This is a genomic window from Neolewinella lacunae, from assembly GCF_014349155.1.
GTDB lineage: Bacteria > Bacteroidota > Bacteroidia > Chitinophagales > Saprospiraceae > Neolewinella > Neolewinella lacunae.
In genome coordinates, this window is the sequence record NZ_JACSIT010000104.1 from 70121 (window position 1) to 86305 (window position 16185).

Here is a 16185-nt window from a genome sequence, read left to right on the forward strand (position 1 = left end):
CAAACGGAGTAAATTGGTCCGGGTAAAAACCCCCCAGCCTTGGGCTGATCCACACTAAACTTAAGCCTCCACATTATGTCCACCCTCCGTTTCTCGCTGCTTCTTTTCCTCTTCGGTGCCCTGCTTTGCGCTTGTACGACGGGCCCTGCACCTGCGTCCGCGCCCGAAAAAGCCGCCGAACCGCTGCACGTGGTTTTTGTGGCTGGCGACGAAGAGTACCGCTCCGAAGAATCCATGCCGATGCTCGCCAAAATGGTGGCGCGGGAACTCGGCGCCAGGGTGAGTGTGCGTTTTGCGCTGGACTCGGCGGGCTACGTAAACCCCAACGTGAACGACAACATTCCGGGCCTGGAGGTGCTGGATAGTGCGGACCTGCTGGTGCTCTTCACCCGCTGGCGCAAACTGCCCGATGCGCAGGCCAGGCACATCACCGATTTTGCCGAGTCTGGCAAGCCGCTGGTGGGCTTCCGGACCAGCACCCACGCCTTTTTGTACGAAAACGACAGCCTGCGGCAGCACCTCAACGACGCCTGGCCCACCGCCGTTTTCGGGCAGCAGTGGATCACCCACCACGGGCATTTTGACGACGGCGATGCGCCCCTGACCAGTGTGGAAACCATCGCCGAACGGGCCGATCACCCCATTTTGCGCGGTGTGGAACCCTTCCAGGCCTATTCCTGGCTATATCACGTCGACGGCGGGCAGTGGAAAATCAACCCCAATACGGTGCATTTGCTGCGGGGGACCTCCCTGCGCTCGCAGCACGAAGCTGAGGGGCGTCTGGAGGAATTCCCCTTGACCAATCCCGTGGCCTGGACCAACGACTACCACGGTGCCCGCGTGTTTTTTACCACCCTGGGCCACCCTTACGACTGGCGGGAGGAAAGCATGCGCCGCCTGGTGCTCAACGGCATCGCCTGGGCGCTGGGCCAGGAAGACCGGATACCCGCCGAAGGGCTGGACCCCGCCATTGAGGGCACTTACGCCCCCAACAATTCCGGCTTCGGCGCAAAATTCAAAGCGGGATTAAAACCGGAAGATTTTCTGAAGTAGCGGGGGCTTCCCGCTCGACCCACTAAAGGAAAGGCGAGGAAAATGTAGACAAGCTCTTATTCCAGGTCTGCCTCGTAGGCCCGCTGGGCGCGCTTGGCGATGAACACCGAGAGTTCGTAAAGGACGTAAAGGGGCAGCGCGATGAGGATCTGCGTTACTACGTCGGGCGGGGTAAGAACGCTGGCCAGGACCAGAATACCGACGATGCTGTGCCGCCGGTATTGACGCATGCCTTGGGCGGTAACCAGGCCAAAACGGGCAAGGAAGTGAATTAAGACGGGCAGTTCAAAAATGATGGCTGCCGGCAGGGTAAACATCAGCATGTAGCCAATGACGGAGTCCATCGTAGGAATGTTCTTGGCTCCGCCCACCTCGAAGGTGAGCAGGAAGTTGGTCCCAAACGGCGCAATGATGAAAAAGCCAAAGGCCACGCCGATGAAAAACAGGAGGGAGCAAATGAAAATCACCCCCCGCGTTGCCCGCTGTTCTTCTTTGTAAAGACCGGGCCGGACGAAGGACCACAGCTCATAAAAGACGTAGGGGAAGGCGATGACGAAACCGCCGACGAAAGACATCTTAACCGCCGTGATGAACTGCTCGCCGAAGCCGATGGCCTGCACCGTCAGGTCTTCGGTGGGCGCAATGCACAGCACCTGGCCGGTCCCCAGCCACCCCGAGAGGCGGCAAAACCAGTCGTAGCTGATGAAATCGGTCTTCAAGGGGCCGAAGAGCACGCGGGAGAAGTACCAGTCGCGCACCAGGAACAACAAAATTCCGCCGATGACGATGGCTACGAGGCTGCGCACAATGTGCCAGCGCAACTCTTCCAGGTGATCGAGGAAAGACATTTCCTTGTCTTCCGGCGGCTTCGGCCGGCCGTCTTTATCGAGCTCCCATTTGTCTACGTCTACTTGATCCAGTGCCATAGGGCGAAGGTAATACACGGGCAGCTAGGCTGGTAGTGTCGCTGCGGTTGCTTTGGCCTTCCTGACGAGAAAGCGATAAGATTTTGGGCGCGGCCGCAGGTGCGTGCGGTGTCATCCGGAGGAAAGAGCAAGGGAAGTCTGGCCAGCCCTTGTCCGCTGAACGCCATAGCCCGCCCCCACGCTAAAGTCATGGCCAGCCGCTATCTTTGCGGGCCGATAAAAATCTGTTTCGCATGTTCGTTATCCCTCCCTACGTCCGTTTTGCCCTGATTGGGGTTTTCTTGCTCGGTGGCATTGCCCTGTGGGCCAGCCTGGGGGTTTGGTACGGCATTTTTTTCGTGCTCACGGCCGTGTTTCTCTTCGTCGGCTACGTCTTCCTGGGTACGGTAGCACCCGCCGCCAAGGCCATCCAGGTGCAGGATTTTGACGGTGCCGAAAAACTGCTGGGCCTGACCCTGAAGCCCGAGTGGCTCTACAGCACCAACCGTGCCTTCTACTACATGATGAAAGGCAATATTGCCATCAGCCGCAAAGACCTCGACCAGGCCGAGGGCTGGCTGCGCAAGGCTGAATCCATTGACATCCCCACGCCGACGGAACGCGCCACGCTGCATTTTCAGCTCGCCCAGATCGAATACCAGCGCAAAAACTTCAATGCCGCTAAGAAGTACCTGAAAAAAGCGAAGGAGGCCAACGTTAAAATCCCGCAGATCCGCGAGCAGATTGAACTGATGGACCAGGCCCTGAAGCAAACCGGCCAGGTCAAGGCCGTCCAGCGGATGGGCAAAGAAGGTCATGCCATGCTGGGCCGCGGCGGCAAACGCCGGCAGCCTAAGCGGCGGTAATCCCCCGGCTTCGTCTTGTCTTCCAGCGCAAAATACATTCTCTACCTCACGGTGCTGCACCTGGCACTGGGCGTGGTGGCTTACTACGCCTTTCAGCCCCAGGGGCTTCTCGTGCTGTTGGCTGAACTCGTTTTGCTCTTTTCGGCCTACGTGGCCTACCGCATTCACCGCTCCATCATTGCCCCGGTGCAACTGCTGGCCCGCGGTGCAGCGGCCTTGGAAGACCAGGACTTTTCGGTCAAGCTACTGCCCACCGGGAGCCGGGAAATGGACCGCGTGGCCAACATCTACAACCGGATGATCGACCAGCTCCGCGACGAGCGGGTGGCGGGTATGCAGCGCGAAGAATTTCTCGATCGCCTCATCAATGCCGCCGAACTGGGCGTGGCGATCCTTGACTTCGACGGACGGGTAGAGAGCATGAACGCCTGGCTGGAAGCCAAGTGTGCGCAGGAGGCCTTCCGCGTCCAGGTGCTTAATGCCGCCCTGGCCAGTACCACCCCCGCCGTCCAGGAACATGCCGCCAGTGATGTCCACCGGCAGGACGTCCTGATTGGCCCCGATAACCGCCGCTACCGCGTAGAGGCCGCCAATTTTGTGGACCGCGGCTTCGAGCGTGGCTTTCTGATTGTGCAGGACGTTACGGCCGAGCTCTTCGCCGCCGAAAAAGAAGCCTACGGCAAAGTCATCCGGATGATGGCCCACGAGGTCAACAACTCCAACGCCGCCATCGTCAGCGTACTGCGCAGCCTCCTGGAAGTAGCCACCGAAGAAGATGTGGCCCTGGGGGCGCTTAGCAAAGACTACCTGCCGGCCGTCATCAACCGCGCGGAGAACATGACCACCTTCATGCGCAACTTCGCCCGCGTCATCCGCCTGCCGGCCGCCGATCTGAAGAAGACCGATCTCAACGCCCTCCTCCGCCGGACGGGCGAAGTGATGCAACCCGTCTTGCGCGAAGCCAACATCAGCCTCGAATTTGCCCTCACGCCCGACCCTCTCTGGATCCAGGCCGACGCCACCCAGCTGGAGCAAGTGGTCATCAATGCCCTGACCAACGCCCGCGAGAGCATTGGCCAAAACGGTATTATTCGGGTCAGTTCAGCATCCTTTCCCGCCAGCCTGGTCATTGCCGATAACGGGCCGGGCATCGTCCCCGCCGCCCGGGGGCAACTCTTCAAGCCGTTCTTCAGCACCAAGCCCAGCGGCCAGGGCGTTGGCCTTACGCTGAGCCGCGACATCCTCGAAGCCCACCGCGCCACCTACCAGCTCGATACCGAAGCCGATGGCTGGACCCGTTTGCGGATCGGTTTTTGAGTTTCCGGAGGGACCCTGGCAGGCCGTAGGAGGAGCCGCTGGTCTGCGCATTGCCTTATCCAACGGGGCCGGCACCTGCGGCCGCGCCCTGAAAAAGGAGGATCAGGTGATCAATTACCGCGCCAGCCGCAGGTGCTTCACGCTGTAAAAAAAGATGGCGCCGTAGCCCAGGGCCAGCAAACCATGGAAGACCACGAAGGTGGTGTTTTGCAGGTAGAAGGCTCCCCATACCGCGAAGCAGAAGTACAGACTCAGTATCCCTTCGCCGATAGTGATGGCGTTGAGGCGGCCGGTGAGGTACTTGCTCGAGGTCAGCCGGTCTTTGATGGTGCTGATGTTGAACTTGGGGGTGCGTACGAAGGGGCTTTTCTTGCCCCGGTAGCCCTGGAGGACGGCCACGGTATTGTGCAGGGAAAGCCCCATGCTGAGCGCCAGGAACAGGGGGAAGAGGAGGATGAACTTACCGACTGAGCGTAAGAAGTTCTTCTCTTTATTGGCTACGCTCTGGACGTTGGCGGTGTAGTAAATGCCGATGACCGACAGCAAGCCCGCCAGAAAGATGGCGAAAAAGTTTTTGCTGAAGCCCAGCGCCGCCAGTTCCCCGAAAAGAAAGAGCAAGGGAACGCTGAATACCCCACAGAGGAAAACGAAAAGAAAAATCGTACTGCCCAGCAGGTGGGCGGTAGCGTGGACCTTATGGCCGAAGCTGAGGGTACTCTTCCATACGTCCGGCAACATCTTGCGGGCGGTTTCGGCGCCACCCTTCATCCAGCGGTGTTGCTGGCTTTTGAAGCTGTTCATTTCCACGGGCAGTTCCGCCGGGCTGCCCACTTTTTCGAGGTAATGGATCTTGTAACCGGCCAGTTGGGAGCGGATGCTGAGGTCGAGGTCTTCGGTGAGGGTATCGGGCTGCCAGCCGCCGCCAGCCTCGATGGTGGCCCGTCGCCAGACCCCGGCCGTGCCATTGAACTGCAACAGGTGGCCACCGTTCATCCGCCCCACCTGCTCGACGGTGAAGTGGACGTTGAGCTGCAGGGCCTGCAAGCGGGTGATGATGCTGTAGTCCTGGTTGATGTGCTCCCAGCGCGTTTGCACCACGCCCACCTTGGGGTCGGCAAAGTGGGGGATGGTCTTTTGCAGGAAATCGGGCTCTGGGACGAAGTCGGCGTCAAAAATGGCGATGAATTCTCCCCGGGCTTCCTGCATACCGTCGCGCAGTGCCCCAGCCTTGAAACCTTCCCGTTTGGGGCGGATGATCTGGCGGATGTCGAAACCCCGGGCCTGGTATTCTTCGACCTTGGCGGCCACCAAGGCAGTGGTTTCGTCGGTACTGTCGTCGAGGATATGGATTTCAAACCGGTCGCGGGGATAGTCGAAAGCTGCGACGGCATCGATGAGCCGGCCAATGACGAAGTACTCGTTGTAAATCGGCAACTGCACGGTCACCAGGGGATAGCAGGCGGCGGAAGCGGGGGCTTCGGCCACGTCGGTCCCGGCGTAGCGGGCAGTGCCAGCATTGTGTGCTTGGGGGATAGCCGGTTTGTTGGCCGCGTCGGAAGAATTGCCTTTCCCTGCGGTGCGGAAATCATCAAACGATACCGGGTGCTCCGTGGGGTTCAGGCTCTGCTTGTAGTGGTAGAGCAGGTTGAATTGCAGCAGGCAGTAGAGCGTGATGTAGATCAGGCAACCCGTGTATATGGCCAGTACGAACAAAGCGAGTAGGGTCATGATCAGATCAGTTTGAAGATGGTCCAGAGGATTTTGTGTCCGGCCAGGATGGTGCCCCGGATGGTGCCCGATATCTTAGACACCCCAATCCGCTTTCGGTAACGGACGGGTACCTCCGTACAGCGAAGGCGGGCTTTGGCTGCGCGTACCTGCATCTCTACCGTCCAGCCAAAATCCGGGTCGTTCATCCCTAATTCCCGCAGGGCGGGGTAGCGGATGGCACGGAAGGGGCCCAGGTCAGTAAATGCATTGCCGTAAATGAGTTTGATCAGGCTGGTGGCCAGCCAGTTGCCAAAGACCTGCTGGGGTTGCATGCTGCCGGGCTCCAGCTCGCCGAGGGCGCGGGAGCCGATGACGAGGTCCACGCCCTCTTCCAGGATGGGGGCAATGAGCTCCGGGAGTTGCTCCGGATAGTCGCTGTGGTCTCCGTCGACGAAGACCACAATGTCGGGCCAGTCTTCCGGTGCGCGGGCGGCGATGTGGGCCATGCCCCGCAGGCAGGCGGAGCCGTAGCCGGGCCGCAGTTCATCCACCACCGTGGCACCCGCTGCTCGGGCTACTTCGGCCGTCCGGTCCTTGCTGTTGTTGTTGCAAACAATGACTTCCCGAACCAGCCCGGCGGGGAGTTCGCCCACCACCAGGGCAATGCTATGCTCCTCGTTGTAAGCGGGGATAATGACGTCGATAACGGGAGCGCGAGTGGCCAAGGGAAGTTATTTGTTGGCGCCTTTGGGGCAGTTGGAAGTCAATCGCAAGTGTCACCACCAGCGTTTAGCAGGCAAAGGTACGGTCAGCAGCCCCTAAGCACTTGTCGGCAAAGGACAGGAAGCGTTTCCGACGCTTAGCTTAAGCCGCCGTCTACGCCCAGTACCTGACCATTTACGTAAGAACTCAGCTCAGAGCCTAGGAAGGCACAAACTTTTGCAATTTCTTCCGGGTTGCCCAGGCGCTTGAGGGGGATCTGGCTGAGGTAGCCCTCGCGCAGGGCCTCCGGCAGTTCGTCCGTCATGTCGGTAACGATGAAGCCCGGGGCTACGACGTTGCAGCGGATGTTGCGCGAGCCCATCTCCTTGGCCAGTGACTTGCTGAAGCCGATGATGCCCGCCTTGGAAGCTGCGTAATTGGCCTGTCCGGCCTGCCCGGTCACGCCCACGATGCTGGACATATTGATGACCGAACCCGAACCCGACTTCATCAGCGGGCGCAGGGCCTGTTTGGTGAGGTTGAAAATCGATTTGAGGTTGTTGTTCATCACCTCGTCCCACTGCTCTTCGCTCATGCGCAGCAGCAGCGTATCCCGGGTGATGCCTGCGTTGTTGACCAGAATGTCAAAGCCGCCGAAGTCTTCGGTGACTTGCTTGACGAGTTCGCCGGCCGCCGCGTAGCTGGCCGCATCACTCTGGTAGGCCCGTACGCCTTCGCCCAGCTCCTGCACCAAGGCTTCCGCCGGCCCCGCCGAGCGGGCGTAGGTAAAGGCCACCCGGGCTCCTTCGGCCACGAAATACCGGACGATGGCAGCACCGATGCCCCGCGATCCGCCGGTGATCAATGCAGTCTTTCCAGTAAGTAATCCCATGTTTTCTTGCTTTAATTTGGGTGCGAAGATAGCCCTATTGCCGCAATGCCAAGTGAAGCCCCGGGGAGCAGCCTGGGCGGACCCACCCACGAAGAAAATAAACAATAGCTTTGCGGGGGGGGCGGGTGCTTTCTTCAGGCCCTGGCCCGCCCTTCCCGCCATTTGCTTTGCCTAACTGCTATGGATTACCTGATTGCCCTCGTCGGCGCATTTTTGGCGGGCTCCATCAATACCCTTTCGGGCAACGGATCGGCCATTACCCTGACGATCTTAATGGAGTTGCTTGGTCTGCCGCCCGACGTGGCCAACGGCACCAACCGCGTTGGCGTTTTGGGCAACAGCCTGGCCGGCTCCGCCGGCTTTTACCGGGGTGGTCGCTTCACCCTGGCACCCGAGCGGCGGCGGGAGATGTGGGAGATCGTTGCCTACACCACCCTCGGGGCTCTGCTGGGCATCTACCTGAGCCTGGTGATCAGCAACGAGGCCTACCGCGCTATTTTCCGCTATTTGCTGGTGCTTATGCTGCTCGTCATCCTCATTAAGCCCAAGCGCTGGCTGGTGACCCACGAGGGCGGGCCCCCTTTGAGCCGCTGGATCAGCATCCCGGTATTCTTCGCCCTGGGCATTTACGGCGGCTTTATCCAGATGGGCATGGGCGTGTTTTTCATCGCTGTGATGGTGCTGCTGGCCAATTATGAGATCATCCAGGCCAACGTCGTCAAAGCCCCGCTCATCGTCTTGTACACCTTCTTCGCCGTAGTCATCTACGCCTGGCGGGGGCTCATCGATTGGCAGATCGGTAGCCTCATGGCGGTGGGGCAAATCGTCGGGGGCTACCTCACCGCCCGCTTTGCAGCGCGGCATCCGCGGGCTGGGGTGTACGCTTATCGCCTGCTCATTGTCGTCGTGATCGCCGCCATCCTCAAGGCTTTCTGGCCCGTCTGACCCACGGGGGCGCGGTCGCAGGTGCTCCCCCCCGACCCCCCGAAAGGGGGAGTAAGGACAGAGGAGCAAGGTTTGTCCCCGCCCCCGTATCTGACCGGTTGAGGGTGTTCCCACCCGAATCTCCTGTTTCGGGCAGGGGCACCCTCAGCCAGGTATTCGCATTCGGGTGGGGAGGCCAAACACTGCTTTTCGGCGTCCTATCCCGGCACCTGCGTCCGCGCCCGCAACTTTTTTCAATAAAATTTCCTTCTGCACTTGTTCCTTTTCTGGGTGAAGCCGTACATTTGCAGCCGCTTCGCAAAACTGCCTCAGTAGCTCAGTCGGTTAGAGCGGCGGACTGTTAATCCGTAGGTCGAAGGTTCGAGCCCTTCCTGAGGCGCCAAAGTCGAGTACGCAACCCGTGCTCGACTTTTTTATTTTACCCTCTTTACTCCCTCCCGCATGAGCCTGTTAGCCATTGGAACCATTGCCTTCGACGACGTCTTCACCCCCTACGGCGAAGCCCGCATGATTGAGGCAGGCAGCTGTACCTACATTGCTATGGCGGCCACGCACTTTGCGCAGCCCGTACAGCTCGTTTCCGTTATTGGCGATGATTACAACCAGGACTTCCTGGCCGATCTCCAGCGGAGGGGGGCCGATTTGGCCGGGGTAGAGGTGGTTAAAGGCGGTAAATCCTTCTTCTGGGCGGGCCGCTACCACGATAATATGATGGGGCGCGATACGCTCGATACCCAGCTTAATGTATTGGCCGATTTCAATCCCCAGCTGCCCGCCAGCTACCGGAATACCGACTACGTGATGCTGGGCAACCTTTCGCCCCAGGTCCAGTCGCAGGTCATCGATCAACTCGAAGGCCGCCCCAAGCTCATCGCCCTCGATACGATGAACTTTTGGATGGACATCGCTATGGAGCCCCTCAGGGAGGTGCTGCGCCGCATCGATATCCTGATCATTAACGACGAGGAAGCGCGCCAGCTGAGTGGTGAGCTGAGCCTGCTCAAAGCCGCCGCCAAGATCGTCGATATGGGCCCGCGCATCCTCATCATCAAGAAAGGGGAACACGGTGCACTGCTTTTTGACGGGGATAAGCTCTTCTCCGCCCCTGCGTTGCTCCTGCCCACCGTGGTGGACCCTACTGGCGCGGGAGATACCTTTGCCGGCGGCCTGATGGGCTACCTGGCCGCTACCGACGATACGAGCTTCGAGAACCTCAAGCGGGCCATCATTTACGGCTCGGCGATGGCCAGTTTCGTGGTCGAAGACTTCGGTACCCGCCGCATGCAGACCCTGGACCAAGCCCAGATTGACGCGCGCATCCGCCAGTTTACTTCCTTGATGGAGGTGGCGCTTTAGTGGGCTGAGCGATCGTGGTTGGTACGGTCGTGTCCCGAAGATTCGGACATTCGAACATGTTCGAATGTTGGTTGTTTTGACTGGCTGCTTGGGCTGCGCGGTCGTGTCCCGAAGATTCGGACATTCGAACATGTTCGAAGGTTGACCAGGCGCAATCCATTCACCAGCTACCAAAGTACCCCCCAACAAATACAACGCTGGTTTAAAACTACGGGCCCCTAAATACCAACGGGGGCTACGGCACACCTGGCCGTAACCCCCGCTGGGAAGAAAGTCGCTTTATTCCGGGAGGAACTAGCGCTTCATGAAGCGGATTGACTGTACACCCGTCGGGGTACTGAACTGGGCGAAGTACAGGCCAGCGGGCAGGTTGCTGATGTCCAGGCGTACCGTTACGCTTTCAGCGCCGCCGGTAAGTGGTTGGACCTGGTAGGCACGGCCGTTGAGATCGCGTACCGCAATTTGTCCGGAGGGCAGGCCCAGTTCAGAAGACAACGTGAGGAAAATCTCGCTGCCCGCAGAGGGGTTCGGGAAGGCGGAGAGCTGCACGTCGTCGGCACCAACTACCGCACCGTTTTCGGCGGGCGTCTCGGCGGCAAAGCCATCGGCTGCTGCGCGGGTTACCGTGACGAAGTTGTCACTCAGGGCAAAGCAACCGTCGCTCAGTTCCGTAGTAGCCGCGTTGTCTCCAACGGCCGCCAGCAGGTTGCCGGTGTAGGAGAGTCCCCAAACCCGGCATACGCCGAGGCCCGCCGTGCCAAAGTCGATGGCAGCCGTCGGGGTGATGGCGAGAATGACGTTGTCTTCATCCGTAACCAAATACACGAAACTGTTGGACGTGGTGGACGTACTGACGAAGTTCACTACGGCGCTGGGGTCCGTGCTGGCCGTATCGATTTCAACGGTGATCTCGGTTGCTCCGTCGGCGGTAGTAATCCTGCCACCATCGGGGTCTTCGTAGATCACGGTAATGAAGTTGCTCGTCAGGGCGTAGCAGGCACTGCTCAGGAAGCCGGTGATGGGCTGGTTGATCGAAACGGTCGCCTCGCCGGTGTAATTGAAGCCGTAGATCCGGTATTCACCAGGGCCGAAAGCGCCGAAGGGCAGGATGTTGCTGGGCAGGTTAGCCGCCCGGATGATGCCGTTGGCGTTGGTGATGATGTAGCGGTAGTTCGGGCCCACCACGGAAGCTTCCACGATGGCAATCGGGTTATCTCCGGCGGGGATGCAGAAGTGGATCGTATCACCGGGCTCGTTCAAGTTGACCAGGGTGCCAGCGCTGATGCTGCCGCCCTGGGTCACCGTGGCGAAGTTGCTGGAGAGCTCGTAACAGTTGTCGGCCAGGGCAACGTCGTCCGCATCGTCTCCAACGGAAACCAGCAGGTTGCCCGTGTAGGCAAGGCCGTGAATGCGGTAATCGCCCACTGGCAAATCGCCCAGGGGCACGTTGGCCAGGTCGTCAGCAATGAGTTGTACCACGTTGTTGGTGTCGGTAACCAAAACTACGTAGCCCGTCAGGCTGGTGCTGGTGGTAAGCACGGTAATGTCGCCATCGCCATCCACCGTACAGGAGATGCCGGAGGGGGGGACGCCGCTGAGGCTGACCATGCCACCCTCGGGGGTATCGTTGAACACCGTCACGAAGTTATCGGAAAGAGAGACACAGCCGCTGGCCAGCGGGCTGAGCAGCAGGGAAGAGCCCGGCCCTGCGAGGAAGTTGCCCGTGTAGCTGATGGCGTACACCCGCAGCTCCTGCAGGGGCAGCGGACCAAAATCGAAGCTGTTGCTGTCCAGTACCGCCAGTATGACGTCCGTAGCCGTCGTGATGACGTAGCGGAAGAGCGTGTCGTTGAGGATGCTGTTGGTCGTAAACGTCACGAAGCCGTCTTCTGGGTTCTCGGGGCAGAGGTATACCTCCAGTGCGCCGTTGCCCCGGATGAAGCCGCCGTCCACCCGTGTAACGTTCACGGTGATGGTGTTTTCGCTCAGGTCGAAGCAATCGGTGGAAAGGGCCGTGGTGGCAATTTCCTGCCCGGGCAGAATCGTCAGCGTGCCCGTGTAGGCCAGACCGTAGATGGTATAGGTGCCAGTGAAGGTATTGCTGAAGTCGAAACTGCTGTCCGTAATGGCCGTCAGGGCAAAGCCTTCCTGCCCGATGATGTAGGCGTAGCTGGACGAAGTGGTGGAGGTGTTGATGAACACGAGGCTGTCCATCATCGCATCGCCGGAACAGAACGAGATCTCGTTGGTACCGTCTTCCAGGCTGATGCTGCCCGCGTCGGGCACTTCCCGGATGACGGTGATGAAGTTGTCGGAGAGGTCAAAGCAGCCCGTGGCCAGGTCCACCGCCGTAGCCGTGTCTCCCACCATAGCGCTGAGTTCGCCCGCAAAGGCCAGTCCCCAGACCCGGCAGATGCCTTCGCCCGCGCCCTCAAAGTCGAAACTATTTCCTTCGGCTACGCCCAGAATAACGTTGGCCGAGTCAGTAACTACGTAGAGGTAACTGTTGCCCACGCTACCAGCGGAGGTGAAGGACAGCACATCGGCCATCCCGTCGCCGGGGCAAGTCACCACCCGCGTGTCCCCATTGGTCAGGCTGACGGTGCCGCCCATGGCCATCTCGCGGATGACGGTGACGAAGTTGTCGCTGAGGTCGGAGCAACCCGTCGCCCGTTCCGGGTTGGTAATGGTGTCACCCACAGAGAGCAAAAGGGTACCCTGGTAGGAAAGCCCGTAAATGCGGGAGGTGCCAAAGCCGGCATCCTCAAAATCGAAAGTGGGGCTGTCCTGGAAGGAAATTACCACGCCCTGGTCGGTAGTGGCAATAAAGATGAAGCGGGCACCCGAAGCACTGGTGCTGGTTACCGTAATCGGATCGGGGATGCCGTCCATGGAGCAAACCCGTACTTCCGTAGCGCCGTCCAGGGTAGCAATGCTACCTCCTACGGGCAATTGCTTGATGACGGTGACGAAGTTTTCGGAGAGCGCGGCGCACTCCGTAGCCAGGGGACCCTGGCCAATGACCAGGCCGAGCGTAGCGGTAATGACGCCATTGTAGCCCAGGCCCCAAACCCGGCAAACGCCTTCGGGGAAGTTCTCGAAGTCGATCTGGTCAGTAAAGGCTACCTGGATCACCGTGTTGTTGGTGTCCGTTACCAGGTAGTTGAAGTTCTCCAGGGTAGTGCCCGTAGAGTCAAAACGAACGGGGTCGGGGATGGCGTCGCCGGGGCAAACCAGGACTTCCGTAGCGCCACTTTCGGTGCTGATGGGGCCGGTGGTGGCGGAGGTGCGGATGACGGTGACGAAGTTATCGGAGAGGGCCGCGCAGGCCGTCGCCAGCTGGGTCGTGGCGATGTCGTCGCCCTGGCCCGCCAGCACACTGCCGCGGTAAGCCAGGCCGTAAACGCGGCAAGTGCCCGGATCGGCTTCTTCGAAGTCGATCGAAGCGCCGGGGGGAACACCCAGGATGATGCCGTTTTCGTCGGTGACGATAAAGGTAAACTCATCTCCCGTCGCACCGGTGCTGAGGAAGGAAAGCACATCCGCAATGCCGTCGCCGGGGCAGATCGTTGCCATCGTAGTGCCATTGGCCAGGCTGACGCTGCCACCGGAGAGCGATTCTTTGATGACCGTCACGAAGCCGTCCGTCAGACCAAAGCAGCCGCTGGCCAGGATGGTAGTCGCGGCGTTGTCGCCTACTGCCGCCAGCAGGTCGCCCTGGAAGGAGAGGCCCCAAACCCGGCAAATGCCCAATTCGGAAGACTCAAAGTCGAAGCTCAGCCCTTCGGGAATAGCCAGGATGTTGTTCGAGGTATCGGTTACCAGCAAGGTGAAGTTGGCCATGCCCGCGTCGGTCACCTGGAAGCTGATTTCGTCCGCTACGCCGTCGGCAGGGCAGATGCTCAGGGTGTCCTCGCCCGCCACCGTAGTAATGGTGCCCGGGCTGGGAACGGTGCGGATGACCGTGACGAAGTTGTCAGAAAGCGCAAAGCAGTTGTCAGAAATCGGCACCTCATCCGCGTCCAGGCCCGGGTTGATGACCAAGCTGCCCTGGTAGGTGACGGACCAGATCCGGCAAGTCCCCACGGGGGCATCTTCAAAGTCAAAGCTGGGCGTAGTAGAGATCTGGAGGACTACGTTGTTGGTGTCGGTGACGATGTAGGCCAATTCGCCACCGGAAGTACCCGTCGTAGTCAGTGTAATCAGGTCGGCATTGCCGTCGCCGGGGCAGGTGATGACTTCGGTGTCCCCTTCCACCGTAGCAATGGTGCCGCCTACGGGGATTTCCCGGTTGACGGTGACGAAGTTGTCCGACAGTGCGAAGCAGCCACTGGCCAGTTCCGCCACGGACGCCGTATCTCCGATCATCCCGAGGAAGTCGCCGTAGTAGCTCAGGTTCCAGACGCGGCAAACGCCCACGGCGGCCGTGTCAAAATCCGCACTGTTGCCCTCGGGAAGGCCGATGATGACGTTGTTTTCGTCGGTGATGATCAGGCGGGTGTTGGGCGCGCTCGCACCCGTAACGGTGAAGGCAATGATGTCGGGGATGCCGTTCTGGGGGCAGGTGCGTACCGCGTCGTCGCCAAAGGCCGTCAGGATGCTGCCGCCGAGGGGGATTTGGTGGACGATGGTCACGAAGTTGTCGGACAGTTCAAAACAACCCGTCGCCAGGTTTTCAGTGCGGAAGGGGTCTTCCAGCGCCAGCAGGAAGTCGCCGAAATAGCTGACGTTGTACAGGCGGCAAACACCCGCAGGGGCGTTTTCAAAGTCAATCACGTTGCCGGAAGGCAGGCCGATGACCACGTCGTTGGAATCCACGAGAATAAGGCGGGTGACTGCGCCGGAAGCGCCGTTCACCACAAAGGTGAGCTCAATGGGCTCGCCCGCAGCGGGGCAAATGGTGAGGTCCGTCGATCCGTCTTGCAGGGCGACGGTGCCGCCCACGGGCACGTCCCGCGTGACGGACACGAAGTCCGCAGAAAGGTCAAAGCAGCCGCTGGCCAGGGTAGCCGTGGCCGCATCCTGGCCCAGCGCACCGAGGAAGTCGCCGTAGTAGCTGACGTTCCACACGCGGCAGGTTCCGGCGGGCGCACCTTCAAAGTCGAAAGTATTGCCCTGGGGAAGGCCGATGATGACGTTGTTGGTGTCGGTAAGCAGCAGCTGGGTAGCCTCGCCGATGGCGCCGCTGACCACGAAGGTCAGTTCATCCGCAACGCCGTCTTGGGGGCAGAGGCTGACTTCCGTAGCGCCGTCTTCGGTAGCGACGGTGCCGCCCTCCACTTCCAGGCGGTTGACGGTGATGAAATCAGTAGAAAGACCGAAGCCACAGCCGGCCTGACCTTCGAGGCTGGAGATGTTTTCGCCGACTTCAATGCTGAGCCCGGCCAGGGCGTAGATGCGGCAAATGCCGACGCCAGCGCCGTCGAAGTCGATGGTCCCGGAAGTATTCAAAGCCAAAACGTTGCCCGCCGTATCGGTCACTACGTAAGTGACGTCAACGGCCGTAGAAGACACCGTAATGGAATCTGCAACGCCGTCGCCGGGGCAGATGTCGTAGGCCGTTTGCCCGGAGCTGATGTCAATGTCCCCAATCATCCCGTTGTTGACCGTGACGAAGTTGGCCGTCAGGCCCGCACACGGCGTAGAAAGGGTTGCCGTAGTGAAGTTGTCGCCCACGGAGGCAGTGATGCGGCCGTAGGTGGAAAAGGCGTACACCCGCAACTGACCAGTGGGCAGCAGATCGAAGTTGATGAAATTGCTGAAGCCGATCCAGCGGATTGTATCACTCGCATCCACCACGAAGTAGGCAAAAGCCTGGCGGAAAGGCACCACCTGAAAGCGGATGCGGTCCATCACCTCATCATCCGTGCAGGTGAACAGCTCCGTTTCTCCGGAAAAGGCGAGGCTGATCATGGCACCTTCCTGGCAGCGACGCGGGTCAGCAATGCCAGGAGTTTGGGCGGAGAGAGTGAGTGAGAGCGATAAAAGGAGTAAAAACGAGAGTAAATTGTAGAAAATCTTATTCATGAAACCAGATTTGCAAAGTGATGGGCAAAGCGTACCCTACCCCGATGATGAGATTATCACGTAAATTTAGGCATTCCCCTCCGATCACAATAAAATTTATATGTGAACGATTGAATAAGGTGTATTTTTAACGTCGAATACCGATTTAAGCGTTTGAAACAGGCCACGCGGCGGCCCAACAGGGAACGTGCTCAGGCACCCGCCCGGGGGAATGCTGGCGCGGCCGCAGGTGCAAGGACAAGGACAAAGAGCAAAGAATGACGAAAGAGGATGGCCTTGATCGTGCAACCGCCGTCTGGTGTGCAGACGCGCTTTGCTCCTTTCACTTTTCCCCGGCACCTGCGGCCGCGCCCCCCTGGAAAAAGCCAACCGCTTACAACGGATTCAGACCGTAATCTCTGCCAACTGACAC

10 protein-coding genes and 1 tRNA gene are annotated in these 16185 nt (G+C 59.8%); 6 read left to right on the plus strand and 5 right to left on the minus strand.

Annotated features, from left to right (window positions below):
- Nucleotides 1–75 precede the first annotated feature (75 nt).
- On the plus strand, nt 76–1053 hold the full coding sequence (locus H9S92_RS11515; protein WP_187466868.1) for a ThuA domain-containing protein: 978 nt from the start codon (nt 76–78) through the stop codon (nt 1051–1053).
- Between the two features lie 56 nt (nt 1054–1109).
- Here the strand turns inward: H9S92_RS11515 and tatC are convergent, their stop codons facing one another.
- Complete coding sequence (gene tatC, locus H9S92_RS11520) at nt 1110–1979, minus strand: twin-arginine translocase subunit TatC (protein ID WP_187466869.1); 870 nt, start codon at nt 1977–1979, stop codon at nt 1110–1112.
- Between the two features lie 233 nt (nt 1980–2212).
- Between tatC and H9S92_RS11525 the strand changes: the two genes are divergently transcribed.
- Nucleotides 2213–2824 carry a hypothetical protein gene (locus H9S92_RS11525; RefSeq protein WP_187466870.1) on the plus strand — a complete coding sequence of 204 codons (612 nt, stop codon included), beginning with the start codon at nt 2213–2215 and terminating at the stop codon, nt 2822–2824.
- A 15-nt stretch (nt 2825–2839) separates the two neighbouring features.
- Nucleotides 2840–4141: a sensor histidine kinase gene (locus H9S92_RS11530; RefSeq protein WP_187466871.1), complete on the plus strand. Its 1302-nt coding sequence runs from the start codon at nt 2840–2842 to the stop codon at nt 4139–4141.
- Nucleotides 4142–4255: 114 nt separating this feature from the next.
- Here the strand turns inward: H9S92_RS11530 and H9S92_RS11535 are convergent, their stop codons facing one another.
- The 3 genes from H9S92_RS11535 to fabG all read right to left on the minus strand — a co-directional run bounded on the left by H9S92_RS11535 (nt 4256) and on the right by fabG (nt 7445).
- Complete coding sequence (locus H9S92_RS11535) at nt 4256–5869, minus strand: cellulose synthase family protein (protein WP_187466872.1); 1614 nt, start codon at nt 5867–5869, stop codon at nt 4256–4258.
- A gap of 2 nt (nt 5870–5871) precedes the next feature.
- Nucleotides 5872–6576 (minus strand): glycosyltransferase family 2 protein, encoded by a 705-nt coding sequence (locus tag H9S92_RS11540; protein WP_187466873.1) that lies wholly within the window; start codon nt 6574–6576, stop codon nt 5872–5874.
- Nucleotides 6577–6710: 134 nt separating this feature from the next.
- Complete coding sequence (fabG, locus tag H9S92_RS11545) at nt 6711–7445, minus strand: 3-oxoacyl-[acyl-carrier-protein] reductase (RefSeq protein ID WP_187466874.1); 735 nt, start codon at nt 7443–7445, stop codon at nt 6711–6713.
- Between the two features lie 180 nt (nt 7446–7625).
- Here fabG and H9S92_RS11550 point away from each other — a divergent pair, with 180 nt between their 5' ends.
- From H9S92_RS11550 to H9S92_RS11560, 3 genes are all read left to right on the plus strand, one after another.
- Nucleotides 7626–8390, plus strand: coding sequence for a sulfite exporter TauE/SafE family protein (locus H9S92_RS11550; RefSeq protein WP_187466875.1), 765 nt, complete (start codon nt 7626–7628; stop codon nt 8388–8390).
- A 305-nt stretch (nt 8391–8695) separates the two neighbouring features.
- Nucleotides 8696–8772 (plus strand) — tRNA-Asn (locus tag H9S92_RS11555).
- Nucleotides 8773–8831: 59 nt separating this feature from the next.
- The gene (locus H9S92_RS11560) at nt 8832–9746 is read left to right on the plus strand and encodes a PfkB family carbohydrate kinase (RefSeq protein WP_187466876.1); all 915 of its coding nucleotides are present in this window, start codon (nt 8832–8834) and stop codon (nt 9744–9746) included.
- Between the two features lie 294 nt (nt 9747–10040).
- Here the strand turns inward: H9S92_RS11560 and H9S92_RS11565 are convergent, their stop codons facing one another.
- A complete protein-coding gene (locus H9S92_RS11565) occupies nt 10041–15773 on the minus strand; it encodes a T9SS type A sorting domain-containing protein (protein ID WP_187466877.1) in 5733 nt (1910 codons plus the stop codon).
- Nucleotides 15774–16185 lie beyond the last annotated feature (412 nt).